Source organism: Pseudomonas sp. ES3-33 (genome assembly GCF_000952175.1).
GTDB classification, from domain to species: Bacteria; Pseudomonadota; Gammaproteobacteria; order Pseudomonadales; family Pseudomonadaceae; genus Aquipseudomonas; species Aquipseudomonas gregormendelii.
Genome location: NZ_JZRI01000100.1, coordinates 1 through 699, shown reverse-complemented (window position 1 = coordinate 699; position 699 = coordinate 1). Strand labels below are relative to the sequence as shown.

1 protein-coding gene is annotated in these 699 nt (G+C 39.8%); it reads left to right on the top strand.

Features of this window, described 5'->3' with window-relative positions; translation table 11 throughout:
* A partial coding sequence (locus tag UB23_RS17325) for a multinuclear nonheme iron-dependent oxidase (RefSeq protein ID WP_152644284.1) occupies nucleotides 1–649 on the top strand: 649 nt, incomplete at its 5' end.
* Between the last annotated feature and the right edge of the window lie 50 nt (nucleotides 650–699).

The window sequence follows — 699 nt, the reverse complement described above, 5'->3', positions numbered from 1 at the left end:
TTTCTCTGGAGTGATCGATATGTCAGAGTTAGCAAATCTCAAAAAAATAACTGACATTCTCCCCGTAAGATACATCGAAGAAGACATAGGCATATGGAGAAATGAGAATCTTTTTCTCGGCGCCCATCAAACAAATCCACCCTTAAACAAAAAATCGTTACAAACAACAATAATTAACGCCAATATGGTAAAGAATTTTCTTGAACTGCCCCTACTATTAGAGAATCCACCCGTATACAGCGAGTTCGGAAGCATACCGTTTTGGGACTTCTATTTAGAGCTATGCTTTCAGTCTGGTTGCTCCATGGCTTTTGACATCGGACATTACTTGGGCTATTGCAAAAGCAAAGATCTTGATTTCTCCATTCCTGACGGAAAACATGAAATATGGAGCTTCATCAAAACGTTGCATATTTCAGGAATAAAATCCTGGATGTGGAATGGCATTCCCGTGTGGCTCGACCAGCACTCCGACCCCTACAATATTGAACTGATGGAAGCTTTCAAGCCAACTATCATCCAGGCGTACAATACAGACAACATTTTGCTGGAAATGGAAGGGGCTTCCATTGAAGTTGAGCAATACAACATCAACCTCGTAAAAAAAACACTCGCAGAGGTCTCAGAAAATGACAATAAAAAACACTGATACTATCGACTTGATCTTCACTGAAATATATCTGTCTCTTATACACATCT